Source organism: Syntrophorhabdaceae bacterium (assembly GCA_036504895.1).
Classification (GTDB): Bacteria; Desulfobacterota; Syntrophorhabdia; order Syntrophorhabdales; family Syntrophorhabdaceae; genus PNOM01.
Window position 1 is genome coordinate 1 of sequence record DASXUJ010000045.1, and the last position, 3281, is coordinate 3281.

The 3281-nt window shown below is 53.3% G+C and carries 2 protein-coding genes; both read right to left on the reverse strand.

Going from position 1 to position 3281, the window contains the following annotated elements; all coding sequences use genetic code 11:
• Nucleotides 1–1407 (reverse strand): SLC13 family permease (locus VGJ94_05650; GenBank protein ID HEY3276085.1); only part of this gene is annotated, 1407 nt, incomplete at its 3' end.
• A gap of 392 nt (nucleotides 1408–1799) precedes the next feature.
• Nucleotides 1800–3281: ATP-binding protein (locus VGJ94_05655; protein HEY3276086.1), on the reverse strand; the 1482-nt coding region annotated here is incomplete at its 5' end.

The window sequence follows — 3281 nt, forward strand, 5'->3', positions numbered from 1 at the left end:
TATCTTCATATATTTCCAGAGGTCGATTTTGTAGCCCCGTTTCTCCAGCATGCCGCAGGCAAGGACGTTGGCGGTGGCGCCCACGGGGGTCAGGTTCCCTCCGATGCCGGTGCCTATGAGCATCCCGAAATAGAGATAGAAGGGGTTGACGTTCAGTGTCTTTGCGAGGTAACCGCAGACAGGGATCATGAGAATGGTGTAAGGCACATTGTCGATCACCGCCGACAAAATCACGGAGATCCAGGTGATGATGACAAATACCACGATGGGGTTCGTAAGGCCCACCCGCGTCATCCAGTCGGCAAGCTCCTTAAGGAGCCCTACCTGGTTGACGGCGCCGATGACGATGAAAATGCCTATGAGAAAGGAGATGGACTGCCAGTCGAATTCCTTTACCCCGTAAAACCATCTGCTTCTCAACATGGCCAGGGATAGAAGGCCCAGGATAAGACCGACCCAGCCCTGCCACCTCAGGAAAGCTGCCACCTCATTCGGTACGAGCGCGAGGGCCCAGCAACTCAGGAGGAAGACCGCGCTCGAACCCAGGGTCAGGCGCATCTTGTGTTCGTCGGTCTCATCGGGCTCGGGGGAGATCACATCCACCAGGACGATGAAGAGGGCAAAGACGGTGAGGACGACAATGGAAGACATGGGAAATCCCGTTGCTTTGAGGACGGTGGCTATGGCGCAGCCGATCAGGCCGATCGCCATGAGTATGACCGATCTCTTCCCCACCACCACCTTGGGAGTCTTCAGGTCGACGATGTTATTGAGCTTCCGGAACTGGACCATGAGTACCAGCATGGCGGCTAAAACCCCGAATATCGAGAGCGTTCCCAGCCCGGGCCTTCCCTGGAACCAGTAAAAATCCATGAAGGACATGTTGGTCTGCATGGCGAGGATGAGGGCGGGAGGATCGGCCATCATGCTCACGGTGGTGACGATGTTCGAGGCAACGGCAAGGGCGATAAGGTAGAGGAAGAGGGAGGCCTTGAGCCTGTCCGCCATCTCGATGGCGAGGGGAGCGAGCATGAGCACCACCACGGGATTGGCCATGAAGCTCGACAGCAGCGCGGCGAGACAGCACAGGAAGAGAAGGGCGAATTTTTCCTTTCGCAGCCGGGGAAGGATCCAATTCGCGATGGCACCCGGCAACCGGCTTTGCTGGAGCACCATGGCGAGCATGCCGTAGCCGAAATAGATGGCCAGCACATCCCATGAGACACCGTTATCGTTATCCAGGAAGGCGGTGCCGGGACTGATAATGCCTAAGGCGATGAGAATCGCTGCGGCGCCGAGTGAAAGATACTGAATGGGGACTTTACGATGGAGAATAAAGGCAAAGACGAGAATAAAGATGATAAGGGTGACCCATTTTGCCGCCTCGGGTGAAAGGAATTGCCACATTTAAAACCCCCCTTGGTCTTTTTTAGAAAATCAACAAACTTTTCACCGGCCCGGATGCTTTGTCCCGCATCCCGGACGTCCCGCCATGGGCGGAGAAGGTCCTGTATTCCTCAATTCCTCTGATTTTTGGGCGTGTGAATCCGCCCCCGTGTGACCACCATGTTCTTCGTGGACCGGTGTGCCCGAACACCGTGATTTTCGCCATATGCCCCTTTTCAGCCATTCCGTGCGGAAATAAGAATGATTATATCATTCCTTCGGGGCTTTGCAAGAAATATTTTGTATACAATGATTGATTCTTTCACGAGGCAGCAGCGGGGTTTTCCCATGGGAAATATGCGGTTTTTGAACCTTTGGAAAAAAATCTGTCTTTTGTTGCCGGAAAAGGAGGGTTATTTCGCCAGGATCTGGGTGATGATCCGTACTACATCTTTATCTTTATAGGGCTTATCGAGAAATCCATCGACCCTGTATTCCCTGAGCCTCTCCCTCTGATCTTCGCTCATAAAGCCGCTCGAGATGATAATCCTGATATCCGGACGGATCTCGCGCATGTTTTTGAGGACTTCGTCCCCCTTGATGCCCGGCATGATCATATCGAGGATTACGAGGTCTATGTGATTATGGTTCTTCTTGAATATGTCTATGGCCTCATATCCGTCCACTGCCTTGAGCACCTCTATGCCTTCCTCGGAGAGGACCCCTTTTATCAATTCTCTCACGATGTTCTCGTCGTCCACGATGAGGACTTTACGTTTGTTGAGATTGCTGTGGCTGCTCGGCTCGCGGCGCTCGACCTGTTTGCCGATGATCTCCAGGGGCAAAGGGATATGGAGGGTAAATTTGGTGCCCCTTCCCGGCTCGCTCTCGCACTCGATAAATCCGCCGTGCTCCTTGATCACTTTATCCACGAGGTAGAGACCCATGCCAAGGTTCGATCCGGTTTCTTTGGTGGTGAAATAGGGCTGGAAGATTTTTTCCCTGATCTCTTCGTCTATGCCCTGCCCCGAATCTTCGATCTCGATGGAGGCAAATTCCCTGCCCCCTATATTCTTCCTCCTCTTGGTCTTCACTTTGAGGAGGCCCTCCCCTTTCATGGCGTCTTTGGCGTTCATGCAGAGGTTGAGGAAGACGTTCTGGAGGTCCGCCTCGTCTCCCCTTATGGGAGGCAAGAGGTCGTCGAACGTCTTTTCCACCTCCACGTCCCTGAAGCTTTCACGCAGAAGAAAGAGGATATCGTCGAGAAGGACGTTCAGGTCCACGATGCCCGTGGATTTTCGTTGCCTTCGCGAGAAATTGAGGAGGTGCTGGGTAAGCTTCGCCGCCCTCTGGGCGGAATGCTCTATGGCTTCCGCGTAGCGGTAGAGCTTCTCTTCGCTACTTAAGAAATTCTTGATGAGGGAGGCGTATCCGAGGACCCCAGTGAGAAGGTTATTGAAGTCGTGGGCAATGCCTCCCGCGAGCATCCCCATATTCTCCATTTTGTCCTTGAGAAGGGTCTCTTCCTCTTTTACCTTCATCTCCAGGACATCCTTGAAGATGAGACCTTTCCACGAACTATCCTTCTTAGCCCCTTTTACGGGATAGCTCTGCATCTGGAAGATCTTATACTGCTCGCTCGATTTGTAGTTGACCTCGCCCTGGAAGGGGCCGTCCTTTCTGTAGAACTCATCGCTGATCCCGGTGACGACATTATCCACCTTCTCGCCGATGAGGAGGCCTTTGCTCCCTTCGAACTCGCTCTTCGCCCGTTTATTGGCGAAGCTGATATATCCGTTCTTGTCCACGAGGAGCAGGGCGTCGGGAAATTCTTCGAGCACGCTCTCGTAGAGGCTTTTCGAATTTACGTCGCTTCTCTGCTTGCGGAGGTTGAA